Consider the following 26,265-nt stretch of genomic DNA (forward strand, 5'->3'; position numbering starts at 1 on the left):
AAAAAGCCCTCGGTAAACCCGAAAGCTTTTATATTTTCCTATATTGACAACACCATATCCACCTGACGTGAAAAGGATATGCCGGTTTTACACCAAAGTGCAAAATGCTCACAATTATTTCTGGTGAAATTATAGGCGCTCTCTCCAAGCCTTGACTTGGCCCTCTCTATAGTCTCCTCAGGTGAAAACAGCTTATACTTTGCTTTGAATAAAAAATCAAATATTCCCATATGTTCTCTGGGATTTACATTAAAATTTGTACTGCTTCTAAGCTTCCTGGGCGGACCACCGGTTTTGGGAAAATGTAAAACAAAATAGTCCTTTGACCCTTGTGTAAAGTCCTTTAAATCAGTTTCATATATGCTGACATTCCTGCCAAAGTCCTTTGTCTTATCAGCATAATGTATGACTTTACCATCTCCTATATAGATACCATAATGATCATAAAATGACCTTGATACACCTATCACATCCCCCGGCTTTAGAAAATTTCCTGAAACCAGCCTCTCAAACTTCTCCTCCATTGCACTCATAGTTCCGGTAGCTTTTCTTATATTATTTTTATCAAGAATTCTGGCATGACCATCAAGCAGATTGTATTGCAATCTGTAACCCATCTCCTCTTTTTTATCTCTCCAAAAATGTTGCTTACCGCAAATCTTTTCTTCTCTATTAGGTCTATCTCCACCGTTTCCCATCAACAATTTTCCGGCAATTAAAAGTGCTAATAACATATTCTCTCCAAGTAATATAGCTTTTAGCCCGTTAGGCTTAGCTAAGTTAGGTAATACTAATATATATTACTTGTAAAATTTTTTCAAGTCTTATTTCACCTTGCCGAAAATCTCTGCCGGAATATATGCCTTAATGCTTATACCCTCATCTATATATTCCTCACTCAGAATTTCACCGAACTTTCTTATAATAGCTATCTTTCCTGCTTCTTTATATGAAAAAATATGTTCAAGATAAACCCTTTGTTTTTGTAAAATATCTTCTATAGTCTTTTTTAGTTCTTCAATACCTTCTCCTGTTTTTGCAGACATTTTTAAGACCTTGTCTGCATGAAAATCTCTTGGAAGCTCCATATCTTCTTCCATCAGATCTGTCTTATTAAATATTGTGATAATATCCTTATCAACCACTTCAAGGCTTCTTAGAGTATCATATACCACTAACATCTGTGAAGTTGCCTCTTCATTTGAAGCATCCACCATATGTATCAAAAGGTTTGCATACTTTGCCTCTTCCAAAGTGGATTTGAAAGCTTCTATAAGGTGATGTGGAAGCTTTCTGATAAATCCTACTGTATCAGTCATCAAAATTTCCTGACCGCTTCCAAGTTTTAACTTCCTTGTTGTAGGATCCAGAGTTGCAAAAAGCTTGTCCTCCGCCAATATATCCGCATCTGTAAGCTTATTAAGTAAAGTGGATTTGCCGGCATTTGTATATCCTACTATTGCCACATTAAAAGCCAAATTCTCATCTCTGGACTTTCTTATTAGTTCTCTATGATTTTCAACCTTTTTCAGCTCTGATTTTAGTTGTGAAATTCTCTCATGTATAAGTCTTCTGTCCATCTCAAGTTTCTTCTCTCCGGGACCTCTTGTACCTATACCTCCTCCAAGCCTTGAAAGACTACTTCTAAGACCTATTAGTCTTGCAGATGAAAATTTCAGCTGTGCCAGTTCTACCTGAATCTTTCCCTCACTGGTTGTAGCTCTTTTTGCAAAGATATCCAAAATAACCATGGTTCTATCCATCACTTTTGTATCCAGAAGATTTTCAAGATTCCTAAGCTGTGCCGGAGTAAGTTCATCATCACATACTACGCCTGTGGCATCCAACTCCAGTACTCTTTCTTTAACTTCCTCTATCTTACCCTTACCAATATATGTGCCGGGATGCATTCTCTCTCTTGACTGTATAATACTGTCAAGTACTACTGCACCTGCCGTATCTACCAGCTCAGCCAACTCCTTCATAGATTCTTTTGTATCATCTCCTACATCCACACCCAGAAGAATAACTCTTTCTACGATTTCCTTTGTTTCAAATGTACTCATATATTACCTATCTTATTCTTGAATTAAGGAATGCTACCTCATGAGAAACGGTATCATCCTCACCGTATTTATCAATATATGCATTAAAGCATTCTAATGCCTTATCATATTCTCCCATGTACTCATAGCAAGAGCCCTTTGAAAACATCAAAGATTTCATGGTTTCCTCATCACTGCTTACTAAATCTTTGTTTTCTAAAAGTGCTATACCCTCATCCACCGCCTCAAGTGCCTTATCATAGTCCTCTCTTTTTGACATATGCTTTGCATATACTGCAAACACCTTGGCATTCTTTCTATCAGTTTCTTTTAACTGTTTTTCCAAAAATTCCTCTGCCTTATCCAGATATGATGAATCAGCATTTTTTTCATACATATCCTCATAATACTTCACAATGGCAATACCTGCATTGATATGTAATTCACTCCTGTCATCAAGACTTTCAGCCTTATTATACATTTCTATAGCATCTGTTATATCTATATCCATATCCACATTGCTTAGATTTGTATAGATAATAGTCAACATATCAATATATTCTCTTCTTTCCTCATCCGCAGATATAAGAAGCTTATATGTGTGTTCTGCCGCTTTATAATCACCTGCCTTATATTCTGCCTCTGCCCTGTATCTAAGTATATCTATCTCTAGTCCTCTGATATTTTTACTGCCATGTACTCCTATTGCTTTATCAAAAGCTTCTACCGCTTCAGCATAATTCCCTTCATCCAGAAGTATCTTACCGCTTTCAAAGTATTTTTTTTCCTTAACAGAACAACCGCTTAAAAAGAGTATAGCCATTATTCCGGCAATAAATACTTTTTTAATTTTTCCCTGTGCTACCAAAGCCACCTCTGTCAACTCCATTCAGTTTTTCTACTTCTTCAAATTCAAATGCATCCTGATGCTTCATTATTCTAAACTGGCATATTCTATCATTAATCTCTATTATAGTATCTCTCATTGCCAACGCCGGAAATCTCCATTCATCATTGTCACCGGAATACGACTCATCAATTACACCCATAGAATTTGTCTGTAAAATTCCAAAGTTTTTAAATGTGGAACTTCTTGGCACAACCAAAGCCTCATATCCCTTTGGCAACTCCATTCCCACTCCAAGCCTGATTAGTCTATACTCCCCTGCTTTTAATTCCACTCTTTCAGCAGCTCTTAGGTCGATCCAATCACTTTTTCCATCTATAAATTTTAATCTCTCAATCTCATCACTAAAATATTTTATATTTATCTTCATAGCTTATTTATCTCCACCTGTTCCGTTAATTTCACTTTCAAAACCGAATTTCCATCCGGTCTCTTCCTCCACCTCATGTAATATCTCTGCTTCCAAATCTGAATCAAGCCTTGGAAGTGCTTCCTTTGATTCCACACCAAATCTTCTAAGGAATTCCTCTGTAGTGGCAAACTGTGCAGGCCTTCCTGGAGCATCAAGTTTTCCTGCCTCATATACCAACCCAAACTCTACAAGTCGGTTTACCATATGGTCGGAAGATACTCCTCTTATTTTCTCTATTTCAGACTTTGTTATAGGTTGCTTATATGCAATAATTGATAATGTCTCAAGCATAGCATCTGTAAGCACCTGCTTTTTTGGAGTCTTGCATACTTTTATCAATTTCTCATAATGCTCTGACTTGGTACACATCTGAACACAATCTCCCAAATCAATTATTTGTATGCCTCTATTATCCTTTTCATACTTTTCTTTCAGAGACTCCAGGTTTTGAATTACTTCATCCTCCTTCATTTCAAGAGCAATACATAATTGTCTGATTTCTACAGAAGCTCCTAAAGCAAATAGTATTGCTTCTATTGCAGCCTCAGTTTTACTCAATTTAGCCATCCAGTATATCGCTAAGATCTAGCGTCTCCTCCTTCCCCTCTTCTTCCAAAGTCTCTATTAACATTTCTCCGAATGTTTCTTCTTGTACAAGAGATATTTTACCAATCCTCATAAGCTCCAACACGCTTAAGAATGTGACAACAACCTCAAGTTTTGTTGCCTGCCTTTCTAAAAGTGACTGAAATGTAAATTTCCTGTACTTTCTGGCATATGCCATCACTTCTGTTATCTTCGTTTCCAGAGAAATCGGTTCTTTTTTTATAGTACCGAAATTACTTCTTACTTTATCAATCCTATTATCCTTTTGCTTCATTACCCGGTCAAACACCAGTCTTAATTTATGCAAGTTCATATCACCAAAAAGCTCATCAAGATTTGCAGGCTCTCTGTATTCTGCCACTTCACTTGGTATACTCGGTTCTTTAAAAAGTACTTTCTCTGCATCGAAATATCTGCCTGCAAGCTCATTTGCCATCAACTTATATTTTTTATATTCTAAAAGCCTTGCTACAAGCTCTGCTCTTGGATCTATGATCTCCTTTGTTTCCTCATCCTCTTCCAATGGTAAAAGCATTCTTGCCTTTATATCTAAAAGTGTGGTAGCCATCACAATAAATTCACTCATCAAATCCAGATCATCTGTCTCCAAATGATTCATGTAGTTCAAATACTGTTCAGTTATACTTACAATAGGAATATCATATATATCTATTCTATCTCTTTCTATAAGATATAGAAGCAAATCCAGCGGTCCTTCAAACCTCTCCAATTTATATGAAATCTCCATACTCACCTCTCATATAGATCTCTCTCAACCTTATTATTGTATCAAATTTCAGGCTTTATTGCGACTGTTAAGATTTATAACTATTAACTCCGACATATCATTTAATCTAATATTTATACTATGTGTTCCAAGCCCTGCACCTATTATTTGACTCATTCTTCCAATCTTTTTTAATCCCACCACTAATCTGCTCAAAAAATGAAATTGTGGAGTCATCAAGCCTATTCCACTCGGTAGTCTTATAGTACCACCATGGAAATGCCCTGCAAGAGCCAAATCTACCTGACTTTTTTCATAGTCATTTGCAAAAAGGGGAGAATGTGCCAATAAAATATTAAACTTAGACGTATCTATATCCAGTCGATTCTCTATATAAGAAATATCCAAAGATCTTTTATATCTTCTCAAATAATATTTTTCATCTAAATCCAAACCATGAATACAAATATTTTCATATATATCCATACTGCTGTTTGAAAGGTATACTATTCCCATATCCTCTACTATTTGCTTGTATTGGTGATAATTCAATCCGAATTTATTTTCTTTTAATCTTTGCTCATGATTCCCATTTGCGTATATACATTTATATTTCCTTGAAAGATTCTGCAAAAGTGGCAGAACATTTTCTATGCCAAGTCGATTTTTAACAGTTATCATATCCCCTCCTATAAGTATAAGATCGGGATATATCTCATCTATCGCAGATATAAGCCTTTTATTATTCTTGCCAAAACTATTATTGTGCAGATCTGTTAAAAAGACTATTTTCTTTTTATTATCTATTTTTCTGCTACTTATATCATATTGTACTATCTTAAAATTCTTTCTCTCATAAAAAGAACGGAGTAGTAAGGTACTACAACCCACTACTCCTAATCCTAAAATTTTAGAAAATATATTTTTCATTAAACTCCTAGCTTACCCAGACTCCGTCACTATTTAAAGTGTAGCCATCAGGTGTGGTGGTATTTGTCAACATTTTACCATCACTTCCCAAATAATACCATAGTCCATTATATTTAAGCCAGGATGAAGCATTCATAGCACCTGACTCCTCCATAAAATACCAAGCACCGCCTGCGTCCTGTCTCCAGCCTCTTGCCATATGGCCATCAGCATCAAACCAATACTTTGTTCCATTTATATTTAGAACCTCAGCTCTTGCACTTGATCTGTCTGACTTTACATAAAACCAGTTGCCATTTTTTTCTTTCCAACCTACATCAGGAGCCATACCCGGACCATAGTTCTCAGTCTTCATCTCTGATGTTCTTATAGCTTTCGGTGCCAAATCTACTTTTGCACTGTCAGCCTTTGTCATCTCCGGGGTAACACTTGTCACCTGCTGTGAAGGCTGTGCTGATGCCTTGCTGCCACTTGATGCAATCTCAAAGCCATAGTCAAGCAATGCTCTTGTATCCGGATAATGAGTACCCTTACTCTTTAGTATTACTACTATGAGCCTTACTCCATTTCTCTCGGCACAAGTTACCAGAGTATTACCGGCAGCTTTTGTGTATCCGGTTTTGCCACCTATTACTCCCGGGTAGTTTTCTACACCTGTAACCATCTTATGGTGCATTTTTATAACAGTTGGAGTAGATTTTGACCTTGTAGCCGGAAAAGTATATGTCTTCGTACCTGCTATGGTTCTAAAAGTTGGATTTTTAAATGCCTCTGCTGAGATCAAAGCCATATCTTTGGCTGTTGTCCTATGGTTTTGATCGTTCAGTCCATTTGGATTTACAAAATTTGTATGAGTTGCTCCAAGCTCTCTGGCTCTTGCATTCATCATATTTGCAAAGCCTGCAACAGAACCTCCTACATGCTCAGCTATACCATTTGATACTTCATTTGCTGATTCAAGCATCATTCCATATAGAGAATCTCTTACACTTATCCTATCTCCTGCCACCACTCCCAGAGTTGTTGCTCCGGCTTCAAGATTTGTAGTAGCTGATTTCGAATACACTATTGTATCATCCAAATTTGCCTGTTCTACTGCAATAAGTCCAGTCATTATCTTTGTGATAGATGCCGGTGCAAACTGAGTATCTCCCTCTTTTTGATATAAAAACTCACCTGTATTTGCATTATAAAGTGCCGCCGCCTGTGACGCTATATCAGGAGGTGTGGCTGCATATGCTACCGGACTGTACTCTGGTAAAAATGTTATTGCACTTAATGATAATAACAGTGATAGACCTCCGGCTATTAATTTTTTTATCTTCATCATTTCCTTCCTAAATAAGTTTTTATAGTTCATATTGTGATATTTTAGAACGAACTATATCTAAGATTTTTGTACTCTAACTTGTTAATACTATATCACAAATATTCAACACATGTATTACTTAAATCTTACATACATATAACTTTATACTAAAATGATGAAGATAGTAAAGTACATATTTGATAGTGTAAGAAATTTGTCATGAAAAATAATAATATCTTATATATGCTTTATATCTTATTGAAACAAAAAACCAAGTCTTTTAGACTTGGTTAAAATAATATTTAATTCATATCTTCTGTCAGCTCAAGCATAATGTCTTCGACATGCTCTAATTTATCGGCTCTGTAAGCATTTGATCCACAAAAAAGAAGTGCATGACTTTCATCTGAATTTGCAGCGGAACATAATGCATCCGTTATACAATAAGGTATAGTTTTTCTATCACATACTGACAATGCCAAACAGTTATGACAATGTCTGATAGGTATCGGACCGGATTTCAATCTGTCCATAAAATCATTTCTAATAGCTCTTCCCGGCATACCCACCGGCGATTTCGTGATTACTATATCTTCTTCTTTTGCATCTATATAGGTCTGCTTGTAATCATCCGGTGCATCACATTCATATGTCGTTACAAATCTTGTACCCATTTGAACACCATCTGCACCTAAATCCATTACATGTGCAATATCTTCTTTGGTATATATACCGCCTGCTACAAATACAGGTATTTTTTTTCCAAATTTTTCTTCATAGATTCTAACTTCCTCTATGATTTCCTTAATTTCAGCATCATATTTATCTTTTTTATAATTCCTGCTTGTCATAGTATCTGCACCAAGTTCATTCAGTTCATCATAGGAAAATCCCAGATGTCCACCTGCCAATGGTCCCTCTATTACAACTGCATCTGCTGTGGTCTTATATTTTCTGTCCCACATCTTCAAAATTACCTTTGCACTTTTTCTGCTGGAAACTATTGGAGCTATGCAGGTCCTCTTTTCATTTCCACTGACAGCCATCCCTTTTTCCACCAATTCCGGCAACTCTATCGGAAGTCCGGCACCTGAAATAATAATATCTGCACCTGCCTTTACTGCTTCTATGACATAATCAGCATATTTATTAGTTGCCACCATTATATTAAAGCCGATAAAAGGAGTATAATTTTTTAATATATCTAAAAACTTAGCTGTCAGTTTTGAATTTTCAAAAACCTTTGCAGCCAGATCTCTAGCCTTTTGAAGTTCAGTCTTTATAGCACGAAGATTTGCAACTATCGGATTTTTATAAAAATCATCTTCTCTAAAACCTATCTGTGCTGTTGATATGATTCCCATTCCTCCATTGCCGGCAACATGTGCTGCCAAAGATGAAAGACTAATACCTACCCCCATACCTCCTTGGATAATCGGATAGAGTAAATTTCTATCACCTATTTTCAAGAATTTCATATTTCCCTTTCGTAGCTATTTAAAAATTTCTAAATCTATTGTATCTGTTCTCTGCTATTTCTGTACCGGATTTTGAAGCATTTTTCTCAAAGAAATCATCAATATTTGAGGTTAAATCAGCTATTACTCCATCCATACTATCAAGAGTCAGAGGAATATCCTCCTTTATAACTCTATCTATAATACCAAGTGAGAGAAGCTCTTTTGCAGTGATTTTCATAACCTCTGCTGCTTCTTTACTCTTCTTTGAATCCTTATAAAGTATGGAAGCAAAGCCCTCAGGTGAGAGTACTGAATATATTGAATGTTCCATCATCCATACCTCATTAGCCACTGCAAGTGCAAGTGCACCTCCAGATCCTCCCTCACCTATTACAATTGAAAGTATCGGTACTCTCATATCGCTCATCTCAAAAAGTGCACGTGCTATAGCCTCAGCCTGTCCATTTTCTTCAGCCTCTATACCGCAAAAAGCTCCGGGAGTATCAACTATGCATATAATTGGCATGTTGAAATCATTTGCATGTCTCATAAGTCTAAGTGCCTTACGATATCCACTAGGCTTTGGCATACCGAAGTTTCTTATCTTATTTTCTTTTAGACTCTTTCCCTTTTGTTCTGCAACAACCATAACCGGCTTGCCGTAATAACTTGCTATTCCGCCAATAATTGCTCCATCATCTCCTGACAGTCTGTCTCCATGTAGTTCCATAAAGAAGTTGAACAATTTGTCAATATAATCCTTAGCTGTAGGTCTGTCAGGTCGTCTAGATAAAACCACACTATCCCATGCAGTCTTTGGTGCTTTTACCTTTGGACGCTTTTCTACTATTTTTTCGATATCTTCATCATCAATATCTACACTACTTACTTTCTTAAATCCACATGTATGTGCTCTCAAAATTTTCTTTAAAACACTTCTTTGCTCTGTTCTTTCGACAATAGCATCTATAAAGCCATGCTCCAGAAGGAATTCTGCACTTTGGAAGCCCTCCGGCAACTTAGCACCAATAGTCTGTGCTATTACTCTTGGTCCAGCAAATCCTATAAGTGCCTTAGGTTCTGCAAGTATTATATCTCCAAGCATTGCAAATGAAGCACTTACACCACCCATAGTAGGATCTGTCAAAAAGCTTATATAAAGCTGACCTGCTTCATGATGTTTTTTTAATGCGGCTGAAGTCTTTGCCATCTGCATCAGTGAAATAAGACCTTCCTGCATTCTTGCACCACCTGAACATGAAAAGATAATAATTGGCATCTTTTCCTTTGTAGCAGTTTCTATAGCATAGGTTATCTTCTCACCTACTACTCTACCCATAGATGACATCATAAATCTTGCATCACATACAGCTATAGCAGTTCTTACGTTTCCTATAGTGGCCTCACCGGTCACTACCGCCTCATTTAATTTGCTTTTTAATCTTTCTTCTTCCAGCTTTATCTCATAGTCCGGAAAATTTAGCGGATTTGATATAGGCATTGTCTTATTCCACTCAATAAAGCTTCCGGCATCTACCAGCATCTCTATTCTTCTATAAGCATGAACTCTAAAATACCCTCCACATTTTGGACAAGTATAAAGATTTGCCTTCACATCCTCTGCAAAAATAGGTTCTTTACAAATTCTACATTTTCTCCAAAGTCCCTTTGGAATATCTATCTTCTCGCCTTCCGGCTCTATTTTTGCATATGTCTTTTTAAACATATCTCTAAGCATGACAACACCTCAAAACTTTCATCACTACATTTTAAACTGTTTCTCTATAAATGAAGTATCTACATCAGCCTCTATAAAATATGGATTGTTAATTATCTCATAATTAAAGTCGATATTTGTATCCACACCCTCTATTACTATCTCGCCTAGTGCAGATCTCATCTTTGCTATAGCCTCTTCTCTAGACTTTCCATGCACGATTAACTTTAAAAGCATAGAATCATAGAATGGAGAAACTGTATAATCCTCATATATATGTGTATCTATTCTAACTCCATTACCTCCTGGAAGATGCATACTCTTGATTTTTCCGGGAGATGGTGCAAAGTTCTTATCCGGATTTTCTGCATTTATTCTGCATTCTATAGCATGCCCTTCTATTCTCACATCTTTTTGAGTAATAGAAAGCTTCTCACCTGCCGCAACTCTTATTTGCTCCTTTATAAGATCCATACCTGTGATCATCTCTGTTACCGGATGTTCTACCTGTATTCTTGTATTCATCTCCATAAAATAGAAGTTCTTATTTTTATCCACCAAAAACTCTATAGTTCCGGCATTCTCATATCCTGCAGCCTTCGCCGCATTTACTGCAGCCTTTCCCATCTTTTCTCTGAGCTTATTGTCAAGAAATACGGAAGGAGCTTCCTCTAAAACCTTTTGATGTCTTCTTTGTATAGAGCAATCTCTCTCTCCAAGATGTATTACATTACCAAAGCTGTCAGCCATAATTTGAAATTCTATATGTCTTGGTCTTTCAATATACTTTTCAATATACATTGAATCATCAGAAAATCCCTTAAGTGCTTCTGCTTTTGCAGTCATAAAATTCTCTGCAAAATCATTCTCACTTCTGGATATTCTCATTCCCTTTCCTCCACCACCAAGAGCGGCCTTTATCATTACGGGGAAACCAACCTTTTTTGCCAGCTTTAGAGCTTCTATCACATCCTTTACACTACCATTTGTTCCCGGTATTACAGGTATATGTGCCTTTTGCATAGTAGCCCTTGCTTCTGCCTTATCTCCAAGTTTGGCAATAGTTTCAGATTTTGGTCCTATAAACTTTATACCGACTTCATTACAAAGTCTTGCAAATTTCTCATTCTCTGAAAGAAAACCAAAACCGGGATGAATAGCCTCAGCACCGGTTGTAATAGCCGCACTGAGTATTCTCTCCATGTCAAGATAGCTCTTTGTCGCCGGTGCCGGTCCTATACAAATAGCCTCATCTGCCAGCATTGTATGTAAGCTATCTCTATCTGCCTCAGAATATATAGCTACACTTATAATACCCATTTCTCTAAGTGCTCTGATAATTCTGACTGCGATCTCTCCTCTGTTTGCTATCAATACTTTTCTAAACATTTACTCTCCAATTATAAAGGTAAGTTCAGCTTCTACAGCTATCTCACCATTTACGCTTGCTATAGCTTTTCCTATTCCAATTCTTCCCTTTGATCTGATTATCTCACAGGACAATTTCAGCTTATCTCCCGGTACCACTTTTCTCTTAAATTTAGCTGAGTTTATGGCTCCAAAATACGCTGTCTTACCCTTGTTTTCCGGAACTGACAATATGGCAACCGCACCTGTCTGTGCAAGTGCTTCTATCATGAGTACACCCGGCATTACCGGTTCTTCCGGAAAATGACCTAAAAATTGAGGCTCATTATATGTAATACTCTTATAACCTACACTTTTCTTCCCCGGCTCAAGTTCCTCTATGCAGTCGATAAGTAAAAAAGGATGTCTGTGAGGTATTATTTCTTGAATTTCTTTGATTCCCAACATATTTTACTCCAATATAAATAGTGGTTGTCCAAACTCTACCACATCCTCATCCTTAACCAGGATTTCCTTTACAACTCCATCAAAGTCGCTCTCAAGCTCATTCATAAGCTTCATAGCCTCTATAATGCCTATTACTTGCCCCTTTCTCACACTATCTCCAACCTTTACAAAACTTGGAGCATCAGGAGATGGTGCACTGTAGAATGTACCAACAAGAGGTGAAGTAACTGTATGACCTGCAATATTTGTGTCTTCGGCTGTATTTGCAGCTTCAAAGCTCACGCTCTGTGCAACCGGTACTGCCTGAACTTCTCCTGCAACGAACTTTGTTTTATTCTTTTTTATAACGATCTTTTCAGCATCTGTAGAATAGTTTAATGAATCAACATTATTCTTACTTACAGTCTCTATCAATTTTATAATCTCATCTATTTGCATAAGTCTACTCCATGAATTTTTTAATAACTATACTTGCATTGTGACCACCGAATCCAAGTGAATTACTTATAGTGGTATTAACTTCACATTCTCTTGCTTCTGTCAAAAAGTCCAAATCGCACTCAGGGTCCTTATTTATAAGGCCTACATTCTTGTGCATAAATCCGTCTTCTATAGATTTTACACATGCTATCGCCTCTACACCACCTGCAGCACCAAGCAAATGTCCTACCATTGACTTGGTAGAGCTTATTCCCACTTTATTTGCATGCTCACCCAAGGCAGTCTTTATTGCCTTAGTCTCAAACAAATCATTGTGATGTGTTCCTGTACCATGTGCATTTACATAGTCAATATCTTCAGGCTTCATTCCAGCATCCTTTATTGCAAGTTCCATAGCCTTTGCAGCTCCGGAACCGTCCTCTGCAGGAGAAGTAATATGGAAAGCATCACAGGTTGCACCATATCCTGCCATCTCAGCATATATATGTGCCCCTCTTTTTTTGGCATGCTCAAGTTCTTCTAAAACCAGAACACCTGCACCCTCTCCCATAATGAATCCATTTCTATCCTTATCAAAAGGTATGGAAGCTCTATCAGGATCCTCTACAGTATTTAGAGCTGTAAGAGAAGTAAATCCGGCAACACCTATAGGTGTTATGGAACTCTCTGTTCCACCTGCCAGCATAACATCAGCCTCACCATACAATATAGCTCTGAATGCCTCACCTATACAGTTTGTTCCTGTAGCACAAGCTGTTACTACATTTATATTTTTACCCTTACATCCAAAGGCAATAGCTACATTTCCTGCTGCCATATTTGAAATCATCATAGGTACCAAAAGAGGTGCTACTCTGCTTGGTCCTTTTTCTAATAATTTGCCATACTCCCTTTCCATTGATTGGAGTGAACCGATTCCTGAACCTACTGCAACACCGACCATGTAAGGATCTTCCTTTGACATATCCAGCTTTGAATCTTCCATAGCTTCTTTTGTTGCTGCTACGGCAAACTGAGAAAACTGCTCCATTCTTCTTGCAGATTTCGGATCCATGTATTTTTTAGCATCAAAATCCTTTACCTCCGCAGCCAGCTTCGCCTTATAGTCTGTAGTATCAAAGTATGTTATCGGCCCTATGCCATGTACACCTTTTTTTACATTTTCCCAAAAATCATTGACATTTAGACCTATAGGAGTAATTGCTCCCATACCCGTAATAACAACTCTTCTTCTCATAGTCACCTCTTATTAATATTCGCAATTTTGCAGGCTGTTTTCAGATCAAAAGCCTACAAGTACATCTTGAATTAACTGATTTACATACTCATTCCGCCATCAATTTTGATGACCTGACCTGTAATATATCTTCCTTCTTCTCCAGCTAAATACGCTACCATATTTGCAATGTCAATAGCCTCACCTTGATATCCCAATGGAATAAATGAGTTTATCTTGGCCTTGGCATCATCTGTCATTGCCTCTGTCATATCTGTCTTTATATATCCCGGTGCTATAGCATTTACAGTGATATTTCTGCTTGCCATCTCTCTTGCTGCAGTCTTTGTCATACCTATGACTCCCGCCTTTGATGCAGCATAATTTATTTGCCCTGCATTACCCATCACACCTGTAACAGAAGAAATATTTATTATTCTTCCACTTCTTTTCTTAATCATATATTTTGAAACCACTTGCATAGTATTGAAGCTTCCCTTTAAATTGGTAGCTATTACTGCATCAAAATCTTCCGGTTTCATTCTCATCATTATATTGTCTTTTGTAATACCGGCATTATTTACCAATATATCCACAGCACCATCTTCAGAAATAATATTTTCAATCATCTCCTTTGTACTATCATAATCTGATATATCACATTGGCAAATCTTTGCTCTGCCGCCACTTTCTTCTATCTCTTTTGCAACCTTTTTTGCAGCCTCACTTGATGATGCATAGTTCACATATACCAATGCTCCGTCAGCTGCCAGTTTTTTTGCTATAGCTGCTCCGATACCTCTACCGGCACCTGTTACTAAAGCTGTCTTTCCTTCTAATCTTTTCATTTTGCCTCCAAAATTTGACTACAAACCTTCTCTACATCTGCATATTCTTCAATATTGAACATTCTCACATGTGAGTCGATTTTTTTTACAAATCCAGCCATAGTCTTTCCGGGACCGATCTCCACAAAGGTATCTACGCCCCATTCAATCATTTTTCTTACACTCTGCTCTAAATGCACACTGCCTGATACCTGATCTATCAAATTTTTCTTTATATCATTTTTATCTGTAACAATTTCTGCATTAATATTTGCCACATAAGGTATCTGAACATCATTTATTTTAACAGTGTCTAATACTTTTCCAAGCTTTTCTCCTGCCTCTTTCATTAGTCCTGAATGAAAAGCTCCGCTTACCTTTAAAGGCAATACTCTCTTCGCTCCGGCTTCCTTTAGTTTTTCTCCGGCAAGTGCTATTGCCTCTGTAGTTCCTGATATTACAGTCTGGCCCGGACAATTATAGTTTGCCACCCAACAGCCTTCTATATCATCTACAATAGATTTGATAGTATCATTTGAAAGAGAAAGAACAGCGCTCATTGCACCACCCTTTATTTCAGACATATACTGTCCTCTTTTATCCACAATAGCTATTGCATCAGCAGCACTTATTGCACCACTAAGATAAAGTGCTTCATATTCTCCAAGACTTAAGCCTGCACATATATCCGCTCTAAGTCCTGCTTTTTCTATTGCCTTTAACATAGCAATTCCTGTTGCCACCATAGCTATCTGTGTAAATCTTGTATTGTTTAATTCATCATTTTCTTTGAAAATCAGATCACATGCATCTATTCCCGTGACTGTTCTTACACTGTCAAAAACTGCCCTTGAATCCGCATCATTTTCATAAAAACTTTTGCCCATATTTTGTTTTTGAGCTCCCTGTCCCGGGAATAAAAATGCTATCTTCATATCTATACTAAGCTCCCTGCATTCTTTAAAAGATTAGTTGCCTCACTCATTATCTCATCAATGATTTCTTTTGAACTTTGCTTTTTATTTATAAGTCCTGCTATCTGACCTGCCATTACAGTTCCGTTTACAACATCACCTTCCATAACAGCTTTTCTAAGTGTACCCAGAGTCAAATACTCAAGCTCTTCAAAGCTCTTTCCTTCAGCCTCAAGCTTACCATATTCTCTGGTCATAGCGTTTCTAAGACTTCTTACCGGATGTCCATGACTTCTTCCTGTTACAGCTGAATCAATATCCTTTGCTGCAACCACCCTGTCTTTGTAGTTTTCATGTACTATAGACTCATTTGCCACTACAAATCTTGTACCTATCTGTACAGCCTTAGCTCCAAGCATAAGTGCTGCCGCCATACCTCTTCCGTCTGCAATACCTCCTGCTGCGATTACAGGTATATTCACTGCATCCACTACCTGCGGTACTAAAGTCATAGTAGTAGCCTCTCCAATATGTCCGCCACTCTCAGTACCTTCCGCAACTATCGCATCTGCTCCACTTCTTTCCATTCTTCTTGCAAGTGCTACACTTGCAACAACCGGAATAACCACGATGCCGGCTTCTTTCCACATCTGCATATACTTTTCAGGAGAACCTGCACCGGTTGTAACTACCTTTATACCTTCTTCTACCACTACCTTGGCGATTTCTTCTGCATGAGGTGACATAAGCATTACATTTACTCCAAAAGGCTTATCTGTAAGCTTTCTTGCCTCTCTGATCTCATTTCTAATGACCTCAGCCGGTGCATTTGCTCCACCTATCAGTCCCAGACCACCTGCAGCACTGACAGCCGCAGCCAAATGATGCTCGGCAACCCATGCCATACCACCTTGAATTATCGGATATTCTATACCTAATAGCTTTGTTATCTCTGTTTGCATTAATTTCCTCTACCCTTTTAAGAAAACGCCCTAAGGCGTTTTTGATTTTTATAAATTATCTACACCTTTGTCCTTAAGGTAATTTACTACATCACCTACAGTCAAAAGCTTCTCTAAATCCTCAGATGGTATCTCAACACCATAATTGTCCTCAAGTGCCATTACCATTTCAAATAGGTCAAGTGAATCTGCATTCAAATCATCCTTGAAGCTTGACTCCAATGTGATTTCAGCTGCATCGATATTTAACTGCTCTGCAATAATTGATTTCATTTTCTCTGACATAATTTTCTCCATTCTTTAAGCTCAATGCTTATTTTTATTTATATTTAAGTTGTAAATAATTACAATCTTAATACACAACTTCCCCAGGTTAAACCTGCTCCAAATCCACACAGCAAAATTAAATCGCCCTTCTTTGCTATGCCTTTTTTTATAACCTCATCAAGTAGTAAAGGTATACTTCCAGCTGAGGTGTTTCCTGTATTTTCCAAATTATGTGGCAATTTTTCAAGAGGAATCTCTAACTTCTTGGACACTGCCTCAAGTATTCTTAAATTTGCCTGATGCAAAAGGAAAACATCTATATCATCCTTGTTGACTCCCGCCTTTTCTATAGCATTTTTGATGCTGTTTGGCACTGTTCTGACACTGAATTTGAAAACTTCCTGTCCATCCATTCTTATATATCTGTCATCACCATAGGAATTATCATATAATGCAAATCCCTTACTTCCATCTGCGCCTATATCAAAGCTTAAGAAGCCTGCCTCTATATCCGCTTTTTTCAGTACTGCTGCTCCTACTCCATCACCAAATAGTACACAAGTGGTTCTATCAGTCCAATCCATCTCTCTGGATAGTACATCACCACCTACTACAAGTGCATAATCTATATCCAAAGTATTCATCATAGAATATGCAATACTGAGTGCATATATAAAACCTGAACATGCTGAACTTACATCCATACATGCACAATCCTTTGCTCCAAGAAGCGGTTGCAATTCGCATGCTGTATTTGGAAGTCTCTTATCCTGAGTCGATGTACCAACTATGATAAGCCCCAAATCCTTACCTTCAATATCAGCTGATCTAAGTGCTTCTTTTCCTGCCTCAAATGCCAGACTTACCAGATTTTCATCTTCTCCTATTATATGTCTTTGTCTGATTCCGGTTCTTTGGCTAATCCACTCATCACTTGTATCTACGATTTTACTAAGATCATCATTTGTTAAAATCTTAGACGGCAACTTTGAGCCGGTTCCTGCAAGTGCTATCTTCATCTTCTATAAGTCCTTTCATAAGACTTTCATCAAAATAAAAATTACTTTGATACTCAAAGTATTTTAATTTTGTATCAGAATTTTGTCAAGTGATTTGTTTTTTCACATCCATATGCCATTAATGTATCGTTTTTTCTTACCCCCAATGATAGGGTATAATATAGAACACTTGCATCAAACTTTGCTTCCACTCTCTGAATTATTTCTCCATCGATACTTTTTAAAACACCAAGTAATTCGCCTTTTTTTATTTCATCCCCATTTGTAAAATATGGGTACCAGCATCCATCACTATCTGCCTGTTCATACTCAGCTTTTGTTATCTCTCTTTGATTAAGATTTATATCTATATCATACCCTTCTTTGATTATCCCAAGTATTTCCATTAATTTATACATATCTTCTTTTTCAGTAAGTACATCCTCTTCACTCCACATGCCATGTGCACCTCTTTCATATAACATAGCAGGAATACCTTTTTTTGTGGCATAACTATACAGACCATTTTCGGCATATGAACCTACTCGAAAATCCACACTCATTCTGGATGCTATATCTCTAACATATATCTTTATATCCTCCCCTGAAGCATATGGAAAAAATATAATAGGTGTCAATTTCTCATTGATATCCCCACCATGTAGATCAACTATAAAATCCGCTATTGGATACAAATATTTTTCTATATCGAATGCAATTTTTTGACTAATCGTACCATTTTCATTTCCCGGAAACTCCCTATTTAAGTTCTTCCCATCTATTGTAGATATCTGCTTTACACCATTATAAAATCCATCAGTGTTTAGCACCGGACAGATAACAACATTTCCAAACATTTTATTAGTTTCAAGCTCATTTATAAGTCGCATAGCGGTTTCTATACCAACATACTCTCCCCCATGTACACCCGCAGTTATTAACAATGCCTTTCCTTCATTTTTACCACAAAAAGCCACCCCTCTTATCTGACCTGTCTTAAACTTTTTCTTTTCACCTTTGTTTATAAAAACTTCTCCAATTTTCACAATTTCCACCTTTCTGAACACACTTAAATCGTTATGTTTATATTATCATATTTTTTATAATTTAATATAACCGGTATTTTCAATTTAATACTCTTTAATCTGATATATATAAAACTCCAAATATTTCTCTATTTTTATGCAACTTATTTCTATTTTTTCAGTAAAAAAATCTTGAAAAACTTATTAACAAGTAGTATGTTTACTTATGAAACAATTTAACATAGAAAGAAAGAGAGGAAGTTTCTATGGCAACATTTATGATTGGACTTGTGATTCTTATCGTAGGTGGATTTATTATGGGTAAACTATGTGACCATGTTTTCCAGCCTGACGACAGAGAAACACCGGCCTATGCAAAACAGGATGGTGTAGACTATGTGCCTATGCCTACATGGAAGAATGCATTGATTAACCTGCTTAATATCGCAGGTACAGGACCTATTCTTGGACCTATTCAGGGTATTCTGTTTGGACCTATTGCACTTATTACTATTCCTATCGGTAATGTAATAGGTGGTGCAGTCCATGATTATTTTGCAGGTATGATTTGTACCAGAGATGGCGGAGCTCAAATGCCTGAAATGGTTCGTAAGTATACAAGCAAAACAGTGTTCTGGATTTTTGATGTATTTGTATGTCTGTTGCTCTTGCTTGTAGGTACAGTATTTATCTACACCCCCGGCGATATCGCAGCAACTCAAGTTTTTCATCTTAGCGGTAGTCCTACAGAATTTTCTACATGGGTTATTTATGGCACTATCTTCATTTATTACCTTGTAGCAACTGTATTCCCTATAGATAAGATTATCGGTCGTGTATATCCTATTTTCGGTGCAATACTTGTATTTTCTGCAGTAGGTGTGTTTGTGGCAATGGTTGTTGGTCATTATCCACTTGTAGAACTTTGGGGTAATTGGGGTACGCAGGCTTTTGACTATGGTGCATACTTTAAATCAGGACATTTTATTCCAATATTCTTTGTTACTGTAGCCTGTGGTATTCTTTCAGGATTCCACTCATCACAGACAGCTCTTGTTGCCCGTACAATAAAAAGTGAAAAAGACGGTCGTATGACATTCTACAATATGATGGCAGTTGAAGGTTTTATCGCAATGGTATGGGCTGCCGGAACAATGGCATTAATTCAGTTTACAGCTAAAAGTGGCGGTATTACAATGCAACTTGATAAAGGTGTATGGCAGTATATGATTCAAATAGGTAATGAACTTAAGCCTATCACTGCTACCAGCGTTGTAGGTGTAGTATGTAGAAAGGCTCTTGGACCTGTAGGTGGTGCTATTGCTCTTATCGGTATTATTATCCTACCTATCACATCAGGAGATACAGCACTTCGTGCACTTAGACTCACTATAGCAGATACATTCCACATCAAGCAGGATAATAATCAGCGTAGACTTAGTCTTGCAGTACCTATTTTTGTTTTAGTTGGGGCTATCCTTGTTTGGGCAAAGTTTGATAAGGAAGGATTCCAGATTTTATGGAGATACTTCGCTTGGTCAAATCAGACAATGGCACTATTCCCACTTGCCGCTGCAAGTATTTATCTGATTATCAACAAAAGAGCTGCATGGGCTTGGATGACTCTTGTACCCGGAGTCTTCTACACCTTCGTTTGTGCTTCTTATATTCTGAATGCCAAGCTTGGCTTTGGACAGAGTTGGAATATCGCTTATATAGGTGGTGTAATTGTTTCTGCTATTTACTTAATCCTTGTTTTATGGAGAGGTAAAAAGGGAGGATTCACTCCTGTAGATACAGCAAAATAAACAACTAAAATTATTGCTACTCCTATGACAGTTATATATAATACTGTCTTAGGAGTTTTTTATATGATACTATCTGTTACAGGCTTCTTTTGCCCTTTACTCAGGTATCATTATAAAGATAAGTAAATTTAGATTAAATAGAGGAAATATGGAAATTTTAGAATTTTTAAAACAGGAAAATATATCAGATAAAATCATCTCAGAAATAGTTGCATTTAGAAGCTTCTATAAGCTTGAAGACGGTGATGAAAAAAGAATCCCCACTGATTCCTATCTGTATTATGGTAAGGAAATCTGGGAAGAGGCGGCTACAGCTATAATAGCAGGTGAAAACATACTACTTGACGGTCCCAAGGCCACCGGCAAGAATGTTCTGGCTCAGAATCTTGCAATGGCGTTTTCAAGGCCACAGTGGGATATATCACTATATATAAATACAGATGCCTCCTCTCTTATAGGTTCTGATACATTTGAAAATGGTGAGGTAAACTTTAGAAGAGGCCCTATACTAAACTGTGCAATAAAGGGAGGCTTCGGTGTATTGGATGAAATAAATATGGCTAAGAATGAATCCTTAGCTGTACTACATGCAGTACTTGACTTTAGACGAAGCATTGATTTACCCGGATATGACAGAATAAACTTACATGAAGCTACAAGATTTATTGCTACAATGAACTATGGCTATGCCGGTACCAGAGAAATGAACGAGGCACTTGCATCCAGATTTATGGTATTACATATGCCTGTTATATCAAATGAAAACTTACAAAAACTTATGAAAGACAAATATCCTACACTAAAGCCTGAATACTTATCACAATTTGCCTCAGTATTTGATGAAATCAGAAAAAAGGCTGATGGTGGTGAAATATCCACCAGAAGTCTTGATCTTAGAGGTCTTATTTCCTGTATCGGAATGATGAAAATGGGGCTTGGAGTTACAAAAGCGTTAGAAATGGGGCTTATAAATAAATGTTTTGATCAGTATGAAAGGCAACTTGTACTTGATATTATAAGTGCCAGATTGCCGAAGAGTCTTCACGGGGAGAGTATTTTTTCATGATCTTAACAGAGTTTGAAAAAAAGAGAGCTGCAAATATGATTTGGAATGCAGCCGGTAATTATAATGTTTCAATAGGCTTTCGTATGTATAACAATGATGCAAAGGCCGACCTTTACTGGAATACCATACTTGGCAGTAGCTATGCACATTTTGACTGGAAGAGATTGAAGGAATTCTATAATACTTTCCATGAAACAATAGGTCAGGGAACCTATGAAACATTGTTTTGGATCGCACTTGAAAATTCCACATTTGAAAAGGAAAAAGATTTAAGACCAAGTCTCCCACTCCTTAGAAAAGAGTATTGTAAGCAAAAGCTTAGGGAATTTATGCCAAGTATTGCAGAAAGTAGAGAGGGATGGATACTTGAAGGACATTATAGAACATCTATGGGAGAGGATAGTGGACTGCCTGATTTGGTAGATAGAAAACTCCTATATGAAGTTGAAATCGGTGCAGATGTGGATACTGAATCCTTTATAAAAAGTCTATCAAATACTCTTGCAAAATATTTCACCTATCTCCCTGGCATTAATGCGAAAGGACAAAAGAGAAAATTCAAAATTCCGATTCCAAGGCTATTCTTTGGTAAAAAAGCAGGTGTATCAAATGAAATCTCAGGCGCTACTAAGCTGATACTTGGCTATGTGGAAAATCAGGGTGGTACTGATGCTACTGCATTTGAAACAGACTCAGAGAAGTTCAACAGAGTCACCGAGGAGGGACTTAGAAAATATATCAGCAGCTATTTTGGAAAATCCATCTATGATGATAAAACTTCTGAGAAAATACAAATAGAGTGCTGTGTAGGCAATCACACAGGTACCAGAATATTTTTCACAAGAGGTGAGTGTGAAGAAAAGGTAACCGGTTTTGCCGCAAAAATGAGAAAAGAAATGCAAAAACAGTATAAGAAAAATGAAGATTTTTTCTTTAACAATATCGGAAGCAATAATGCATCTATCTTAGAACTTACAAATCGTATAAAAAATGCCCTACTTACCCAGCTTGAACCCACTACTGTTTACTCAAAGACCGGTAAGCTAATTCCAGCCATTGTCTGGAAAGCCCTATACCTTAACAATAATAAGATTTTTGAAAAACAGGTCGCAGAGGGAAGTGGTGATATTTCTGTGGATATTTTACTGGATGCCTCTGCCTCACAGATACATCGTATGGACACTGTATCTACTCAAGGCTACATTATCGCAAAAGCACTTGATAACTGCCATGTACCCGTCAGAGTATGGAGCTATTCTTCTATGAATGGGTACACTGTAATGAATCTATATAGAGATTACAATGAGACCTCTAAAAACAAAGAAATATTCAGATTCTTTACAACAGGCGCGAACAGAGACGGCCTCGCACTTAATGCACTAATTGAGCAAATGCAGAAAAATCACTCAACACATAGAGTCATTATATGGCTTACAGATATAAAGCCTAATGATATGTTTGAAGTTAAAGGCAAATCAAGAAATTATAGCGGTGATATTGCTATAGATGATATTACGGAACTTGTACATAGGGCCAAATTAAAAAATATATATGTACTCTGTGCCTTCACTGGTGATGATGCCGACATCACAAATGTTCAGAAAATTTTTGGTAGAAGTTTTGTAAAGGTGAAATCACTTGATAATTTTTCATCCTTAGTCGGAAATATGCTACAGGCGGAAATAAGGAGAATGTAAAAAATCGCTATAAACCCTTAATTTAGGATTTATAGCGATTTCATATATTAATTTTCCTTAGCTAATTCAGCTTTAATTTTCTCTGTAAGTGCAGGAACTATCTTGTTCAAATCACCTACGATACCATAGTCAGCAACACTGAAGATAGGTGCTGTCTCATCTTTATTGATAGCGATAATGATATCACTCTCTTCCATACCTGCCAAATGCTGTATTGCACCTGAAATACCTATTGCAAAATACAAATGTGGACGAACCGTCTTTCCTGTCTGTCCTACCTGTATATCCTTTGGCATCCAACCTGCATCTACTACCGCTCTTGAACAGCTTACAGTTGCATTGAGTGCATCAGCCAAATCCTTAAGTATCTTAAAGTTCTCTGCTGAACCTACTCCTCTACCTCCTGATACTAAGATCTTTGCAGCCATGATATCTTCTGTTGTCTTTGCATTCTTTACAATCTCTAAGATCTCTACATACTTGCTGTTCTCTTCAAGCTTAGCATCAAAGTCTATTACCTCTGTCTTTGCTCCTGCCACTCTTTCCTTCTTTTGCATAACACCCGGACGAACTGTTGCCATCTGTGGTCTGTTCTCAGGGCATGCGATAGTAGCTATTGTGTTTCCACCAAATGCCGGTCTTGTCATAAGAAGCTGATTATGCTTCTGTTCTCTTCCTGCAACTGCTACTAATGGATAATCGCCTATATCAAGCTGTGTACAGTCTGCTGTAAGTCCTGTTCCAACTCTTGCTGATACTCTAGGTCCCAAATCTCTTCCTATTGCTGTAGCTCCAATAATGAATATCTCAGGCTTAAACTCATTTATAACTGCTGATAATGCCTGTGTATATGGCTCTGTACGATACTCTTTTAATTTAGCATCATCCACTACTATTACTTTATCTGCACCATGCTCTGCAAGCTCATCTACCAGACCTTTTACATCAGATCCCAGTAGTACTGCTGTTACTTCTGTATTAAGGTCAGCAGCTAAATCCTTACCTTTTCCTATAAGCTCAAGAGAAATACTGCTCAATTTGCCGTCTACCTGCTGGGCAAATGTAAACACTCCCCTGTATTCTTCTGTATTTTGTCTCATAAACGACTCCTTTTTAGATGATATGTGTTTCTTTTAATTTGCCTATGATGTAATCAACAGATTCTGATGCACCAAGGTTTACCTGCTCTCCTGCACCCTTTCTTACCTTGTCAGATGCCTTTGCTATCTGAGTTGGTGATCCCTTAAGTCCTATATTAGAATCATCTACATCTATAAGGTCTGCTCTTGAAAGTACAGTAACTTCTTTGTCATATGCATCAAAAATACCGCCAGGAGTCATATATCTTGGCTCATTCAGCTCTGATAATGCTGTAACAAGTACCGGCATCTTTGCTTTCAATACATGATATCTGTCATCAAACTGACGCTCTACCACTACACTGTCGCCATCTATCTCTATCTTCTGTGCATAGCTGATAACAGGTATATCTAAATGCTCTGATATCTGTGGACCTACTTGTGCTGTATCTCCATCTATAGCCTGACGACCTGTTATAATAAGATCATACTCTAATTTTCTAAGCGCTCCTGCTATAGTCTGTGATGTAGCCCATGTATCTGCTCCACCAAGTACTCTGTCTGTTATAAGTACAGCATTGTCTGCTCCCATTGCCAACGCTTCTCTAAGTACTTCATCAGCCTTTGGAAGTCCCATAGTAACAACTGTAACTTCTGCACCATATTTATCTTTAAGTCTAAGAGCTGCCTCAAGACCCGCCTTATCATCCGGGTTCATAATTGTAAGCATAGCTCCTCTATTTAATGTGCCGTCAGGGTTGAAAACAACTCCGCCCTTTGTATCAGGCACTTGTTTAATACAAACAACTATCTTCATGACATCCTCCATTCGTAATAGCACAATTATTTAAGCAATCCGCCTGAAATTACCATTCTTTGTACTTCGCTTGTTCCCTCGTACACTTCTGTAATCTTAGCATCACGCATCATTCTTTCAATCTCATATTCTCTTGTATATCCATATCCACCGTGAAGCTGTACTGCCTTTGTAGTAACTTCCATAGCTACTTCTGCCGCAAACAACTTAGCCATAGCTGCTTCCTCTGAATAATTCTTCTGGGTTGCTTTAGCCATAGCTGCTCTATATACAAGCATCTGTGCCGCTTTTACTTTGGTTGCCATATTCGCTAACTCAAACTGTGTATTTTGGAATGCACCGATAGATCTTCCAAACTGCTTTCTCTCTTTTACATATGCAACTGTTCTCTCAAGTGCTCCCTCTGCTATACCTAGTGCCTGTGCAGCAATACCGATACGACCACCATCAAGAGTATGCATTGCTATACCAAACCCCTTACCTGCAGGTCCAAGCATGTTCTCCTTTGGAACTCTACAATCAGTAAATATAAGTTCATAGGTTGATGAACCTCTGATACCCATCTTCTTTTCTTTTGTTCCAAAGCTAAATCCCGGTGTATCCTTCTCAACTATAAATGCAGAGAAAATCTTCTTTTGTCTTCCCTTTGCATCTACCTTTATCTCTGTACATGCTATTACAACATAGATATCTGCTTCTTTACCATTTGTGATAAAAATCTTTGAGCCATTAAGTACATACTCATCACCATCAAGTACAGCCTTTGTAACCGCACCCTGTGCATCTGTACCTGCGTTAGGCTCTGTAAGTGCAAAAGCTCCAAGCTTCTCACCCTTTGCCAATGGTACAAGGTATTTTTCCTTCTGTTCAGGTGTTCCATACATGAAAATAGGATCTGCACAAAGTGATGTATGTGCTGAAACGATAACACCTGTTGTAGCACAAACCTTTGACAGCTCTTCTACGCACATAATGTAAGCTAATGGATCAGCTCCCTGTCCTCCATACTCCTTTGCTACAGGAATACCAAGAAAACCGTACTTTGCAAGCTTAGTTACAGTTTCTCTTGGAAATACTTCTGTTTCATCTACCTCTACCGCAAGAGGTTTTACTTCCTTTTCAGCAAACTCCCTAAAGAGGGCTCTTGCCATCTCATGTTTCTTGTCTAAAGTAAAATCCATGAATCATACCCTACTTGAATAAATCCAAGTGCAAACATA

General features: G+C 37.5%; 26 protein-coding genes. 3 read left to right on the plus strand and 23 right to left on the minus strand.

All coding sequences use genetic code 11. The features are described from left to right. Positions 1-38: 38 nt before the first annotated feature. The 20 genes from D4A81_RS11590 to D4A81_RS11685 form a co-directional block, all read right to left on the minus strand. Positions 39-734, minus strand: coding sequence for a lecithin retinol acyltransferase family protein (locus D4A81_RS11590; protein ID WP_111524271.1), 696 nt, complete (start codon positions 732-734; stop codon positions 39-41). A gap of 90 nt (positions 735-824) precedes the next feature. Continuing rightward, complete coding sequence (gene hflX / locus D4A81_RS11595; protein WP_111524270.1) at positions 825-2,066, minus strand: GTPase HflX; 1,242 nt, start codon at positions 2,064-2,066, stop codon at positions 825-827. Positions 2,067-2,073: 7 nt separating this feature from the next. Further along, complete coding sequence (locus D4A81_RS11600; RefSeq protein ID WP_242977587.1) at positions 2,074-2,934, minus strand: tetratricopeptide repeat protein; 861 nt, start codon at positions 2,932-2,934, stop codon at positions 2,074-2,076. Beyond that, positions 2,891-3,322 (minus strand): dUTP diphosphatase, encoded by a 432-nt coding sequence (locus tag D4A81_RS11605; RefSeq protein ID WP_111524268.1) that lies wholly within the window; start codon positions 3,320-3,322, stop codon positions 2,891-2,893. The genes D4A81_RS11600 and D4A81_RS11605 overlap by 44 nt, the downstream gene beginning before the upstream one ends. A 3-nt stretch (positions 3,323-3,325) precedes the next feature. Next, positions 3,326-3,931 (minus strand): SMC-Scp complex subunit ScpB, encoded by a 606-nt coding sequence (gene scpB / locus D4A81_RS11610; RefSeq protein WP_111524267.1) that lies wholly within the window; start codon positions 3,929-3,931, stop codon positions 3,326-3,328. Continuing rightward, positions 3,924-4,718 (minus strand): segregation and condensation protein A, encoded by a 795-nt coding sequence (locus tag D4A81_RS11615; RefSeq protein WP_111524266.1) that lies wholly within the window; start codon positions 4,716-4,718, stop codon positions 3,924-3,926. The genes scpB and D4A81_RS11615 overlap by 8 nt, the downstream gene beginning before the upstream one ends. A 48-nt stretch (positions 4,719-4,766) precedes the next feature. Next, a complete protein-coding gene (locus D4A81_RS11620) occupies positions 4,767-5,627 on the minus strand; it encodes a metallophosphoesterase (protein ID WP_111524265.1) in 861 nt (286 codons plus the stop codon). 7 nt (positions 5,628-5,634) lie between these two features. Next, entirely contained in the window at positions 5,635-6,954 is a 1,320-nt protein-coding gene (locus tag D4A81_RS11625; RefSeq protein ID WP_111524264.1) for a serine hydrolase, read from the minus strand. 284 nt (positions 6,955-7,238) lie between these two features. After that, entirely contained in the window at positions 7,239-8,414 is a 1,176-nt protein-coding gene (locus D4A81_RS11630; RefSeq protein WP_111524263.1) for an NAD(P)H-dependent flavin oxidoreductase, read from the minus strand. A gap of 19 nt (positions 8,415-8,433) precedes the next feature. Beyond that, positions 8,434-10,134: an acetyl-CoA carboxylase, carboxyltransferase subunit beta gene (gene accD, locus D4A81_RS11635; protein WP_111524262.1), complete on the minus strand. Its 1,701-nt coding sequence runs from the start codon at positions 10,132-10,134 to the stop codon at positions 8,434-8,436. Between the two features lie 24 nt (positions 10,135-10,158). Beyond that, entirely contained in the window at positions 10,159-11,502 is a 1,344-nt protein-coding gene (locus tag D4A81_RS11640; RefSeq protein WP_111524261.1) for an acetyl-CoA carboxylase biotin carboxylase subunit, read from the minus strand. Next, positions 11,503-11,928, minus strand: coding sequence for a 3-hydroxyacyl-ACP dehydratase FabZ (gene fabZ / locus D4A81_RS11645; RefSeq protein WP_111524260.1), 426 nt, complete (start codon positions 11,926-11,928; stop codon positions 11,503-11,505). A 3-nt stretch (positions 11,929-11,931) separates the two neighbouring features. Next, positions 11,932-12,366, minus strand: coding sequence for an acetyl-CoA carboxylase biotin carboxyl carrier protein (accB, locus tag D4A81_RS11650; protein WP_111524259.1), 435 nt, complete (start codon positions 12,364-12,366; stop codon positions 11,932-11,934). Positions 12,367-12,370: 4 nt separating this feature from the next. Continuing rightward, positions 12,371-13,606 carry a beta-ketoacyl-ACP synthase II gene (fabF, locus tag D4A81_RS11655; RefSeq protein WP_111524258.1) on the minus strand — a complete coding sequence of 412 codons (1,236 nt, stop codon included), beginning with the start codon at positions 13,604-13,606 and terminating at the stop codon, positions 12,371-12,373. An 80-nt stretch (positions 13,607-13,686) separates the two neighbouring features. Next, positions 13,687-14,433, minus strand: coding sequence for a 3-oxoacyl-[acyl-carrier-protein] reductase (gene fabG / locus D4A81_RS11660; RefSeq protein ID WP_111524257.1), 747 nt, complete (start codon positions 14,431-14,433; stop codon positions 13,687-13,689). Then, positions 14,430-15,347 carry an ACP S-malonyltransferase gene (fabD, locus tag D4A81_RS11665; RefSeq protein WP_111524256.1) on the minus strand — a complete coding sequence of 306 codons (918 nt, stop codon included), beginning with the start codon at positions 15,345-15,347 and terminating at the stop codon, positions 14,430-14,432. Before fabD ends, fabG begins: the two co-directional genes overlap by 4 nt. Positions 15,348-15,349: 2 nt before the next feature. Continuing rightward, positions 15,350-16,288: an enoyl-[acyl-carrier-protein] reductase FabK gene (fabK, locus tag D4A81_RS11670; RefSeq protein ID WP_111524255.1), complete on the minus strand. Its 939-nt coding sequence runs from the start codon at positions 16,286-16,288 to the stop codon at positions 15,350-15,352. 48 nt (positions 16,289-16,336) lie between these two features. Beyond that, positions 16,337-16,573: an acyl carrier protein gene (gene acpP / locus D4A81_RS11675; RefSeq protein ID WP_111524254.1), complete on the minus strand. Its 237-nt coding sequence runs from the start codon at positions 16,571-16,573 to the stop codon at positions 16,337-16,339. A 59-nt stretch (positions 16,574-16,632) separates the two neighbouring features. After that, positions 16,633-17,574, minus strand: a complete 942-nt coding sequence (locus D4A81_RS11680; protein ID WP_111524253.1) for a beta-ketoacyl-ACP synthase III — start codon at positions 17,572-17,574, stop codon at positions 16,633-16,635. A 74-nt stretch (positions 17,575-17,648) separates the two neighbouring features. After that, positions 17,649-18,599, minus strand: a complete 951-nt coding sequence (locus tag D4A81_RS11685) for a M14 family zinc carboxypeptidase (RefSeq protein WP_111524252.1) — start codon at positions 18,597-18,599, stop codon at positions 17,649-17,651. A gap of 245 nt (positions 18,600-18,844) precedes the next feature. On the opposite strand from D4A81_RS11685, the gene D4A81_RS11690 reads away from it, so the two are divergent. The 3 genes from D4A81_RS11690 to D4A81_RS11700 all read left to right on the plus strand — a co-directional run bounded on the left by D4A81_RS11690 (position 18,845) and on the right by D4A81_RS11700 (position 23,149). After that, entirely contained in the window at positions 18,845-20,386 is a 1,542-nt protein-coding gene (locus D4A81_RS11690) for a carbon starvation CstA family protein (protein ID WP_111524251.1), read from the plus strand. 148 nt (positions 20,387-20,534) lie between these two features. Beyond that, positions 20,535-21,452, plus strand: a complete 918-nt coding sequence (locus D4A81_RS11695) for an AAA family ATPase (protein WP_111524250.1) — start codon at positions 20,535-20,537, stop codon at positions 21,450-21,452. Continuing rightward, complete coding sequence (locus D4A81_RS11700; RefSeq protein WP_111524249.1) at positions 21,449-23,149, plus strand: vWA domain-containing protein; 1,701 nt, start codon at positions 21,449-21,451, stop codon at positions 23,147-23,149. The genes D4A81_RS11695 and D4A81_RS11700 overlap by 4 nt, the downstream gene beginning before the upstream one ends. A 47-nt stretch (positions 23,150-23,196) precedes the next feature. Here the strand turns inward: D4A81_RS11700 and D4A81_RS11705 are convergent, their stop codons facing one another. The 3 genes from D4A81_RS11705 to D4A81_RS11715 are packed head-to-tail and all read right to left on the minus strand — an operon-like array spanning position 23,197 to position 26,226. Next, complete coding sequence (locus D4A81_RS11705; RefSeq protein WP_119808313.1) at positions 23,197-24,249, minus strand: electron transfer flavoprotein subunit alpha/FixB family protein; 1,053 nt, start codon at positions 24,247-24,249, stop codon at positions 23,197-23,199. 13 nt (positions 24,250-24,262) lie between these two features. After that, the gene (locus D4A81_RS11710) at positions 24,263-25,045 is read right to left on the minus strand and encodes an electron transfer flavoprotein subunit beta/FixA family protein (protein WP_111526128.1); all 783 of its coding nucleotides are present in this window, start codon (positions 25,043-25,045) and stop codon (positions 24,263-24,265) included. Positions 25,046-25,071: 26 nt separating this feature from the next. Beyond that, the gene (locus D4A81_RS11715; RefSeq protein WP_111526129.1) at positions 25,072-26,226 is read right to left on the minus strand and encodes an acyl-CoA dehydrogenase; all 1,155 of its coding nucleotides are present in this window, start codon (positions 26,224-26,226) and stop codon (positions 25,072-25,074) included. Positions 26,227-26,265: the final 39 nt, after the last annotated feature.

This window comes from Lachnoanaerobaculum umeaense, assembly GCF_003589745.1.
GTDB lineage: Bacteria > Bacillota > Clostridia > Lachnospirales > Lachnospiraceae > Lachnoanaerobaculum > Lachnoanaerobaculum umeaense.

Coding starts and splice junctions, on each gene's coding strand:
- D4A81_RS11590 (WP_111524271.1), bottom strand. CDS start 734: ATGTTATTAGCACTTTTAATTGCCGGAAAATTGTTGATGGGAAACGGT.
- hflX (WP_111524270.1), bottom strand. CDS start 2,066: ATGAGTACATTTGAAACAAAGGAAATCGTAGAAAGAGTTATTCTTCTG.
- D4A81_RS11600 (WP_242977587.1), bottom strand. CDS start 2,934: ATGGAGTTGACAGAGGTGGCTTTGGTAGCACAGGGAAAAATTAAAAAA.
- D4A81_RS11605 (WP_111524268.1), bottom strand. CDS start 3,322: ATGAAGATAAATATAAAATATTTTAGTGATGAGATTGAGAGATTAAAA.
- scpB (WP_111524267.1), bottom strand. CDS start 3,931: ATGGCTAAATTGAGTAAAACTGAGGCTGCAATAGAAGCAATACTATTT.
- D4A81_RS11615 (WP_111524266.1), bottom strand. CDS start 4,718: ATGGAGATTTCATATAAATTGGAGAGGTTTGAAGGACCGCTGGATTTG.
- D4A81_RS11620 (WP_111524265.1), bottom strand. CDS start 5,627: ATGAAAAATATATTTTCTAAAATTTTAGGATTAGGAGTAGTGGGTTGT.
- D4A81_RS11625 (WP_111524264.1), bottom strand. CDS start 6,954: ATGAAGATAAAAAAATTAATAGCCGGAGGTCTATCACTGTTATTATCA.
- D4A81_RS11630 (WP_111524263.1), bottom strand. CDS start 8,414: ATGAAATTCTTGAAAATAGGTGATAGAAATTTACTCTATCCGATTATC.
- accD (WP_111524262.1), bottom strand. CDS start 10,134: ATGCTTAGAGATATGTTTAAAAAGACATATGCAAAAATAGAGCCGGAA.
- D4A81_RS11640 (WP_111524261.1), bottom strand. CDS start 11,502: ATGTTTAGAAAAGTATTGATAGCAAACAGAGGAGAGATCGCAGTCAGA.
- fabZ (WP_111524260.1), bottom strand. CDS start 11,928: ATGTTGGGAATCAAAGAAATTCAAGAAATAATACCTCACAGACATCCT.
- accB (WP_111524259.1), bottom strand. CDS start 12,366: ATGCAAATAGATGAGATTATAAAATTGATAGAGACTGTAAGTAAGAAT.
- fabF (WP_111524258.1), bottom strand. CDS start 13,606: ATGAGAAGAAGAGTTGTTATTACGGGTATGGGAGCAATTACTCCTATA.
- fabG (WP_111524257.1), bottom strand. CDS start 14,433: ATGAAAAGATTAGAAGGAAAGACAGCTTTAGTAACAGGTGCCGGTAGA.
- fabD (WP_111524256.1), bottom strand. CDS start 15,347: ATGAAGATAGCATTTTTATTCCCGGGACAGGGAGCTCAAAAACAAAAT.
- fabK (WP_111524255.1), bottom strand. CDS start 16,288: ATGCAAACAGAGATAACAAAGCTATTAGGTATAGAATATCCGATAATT.
- acpP (WP_111524254.1), bottom strand. CDS start 16,573: ATGTCAGAGAAAATGAAATCAATTATTGCAGAGCAGTTAAATATCGAT.
- D4A81_RS11680 (WP_111524253.1), bottom strand. CDS start 17,574: ATGAAGATAGCACTTGCAGGAACCGGCTCAAAGTTGCCGTCTAAGATT.
- D4A81_RS11690 (WP_111524251.1), top strand. CDS start 18,845: ATGGCAACATTTATGATTGGACTTGTGATTCTTATCGTAGGTGGATTT.
- D4A81_RS11695 (WP_111524250.1), top strand. CDS start 20,535: ATGGAAATTTTAGAATTTTTAAAACAGGAAAATATATCAGATAAAATC.
- D4A81_RS11700 (WP_111524249.1), top strand. CDS start 21,449: ATGATCTTAACAGAGTTTGAAAAAAAGAGAGCTGCAAATATGATTTGG.
- D4A81_RS11705 (WP_119808313.1), bottom strand. CDS start 24,249: ATGAGACAAAATACAGAAGAATACAGGGGAGTGTTTACATTTGCCCAG.
- D4A81_RS11710 (WP_111526128.1), bottom strand. CDS start 25,045: ATGAAGATAGTTGTTTGTATTAAACAAGTGCCTGATACAAAGGGCGGA.
- D4A81_RS11715 (WP_111526129.1), bottom strand. CDS start 26,226: ATGGATTTTACTTTAGACAAGAAACATGAGATGGCAAGAGCCCTCTTT.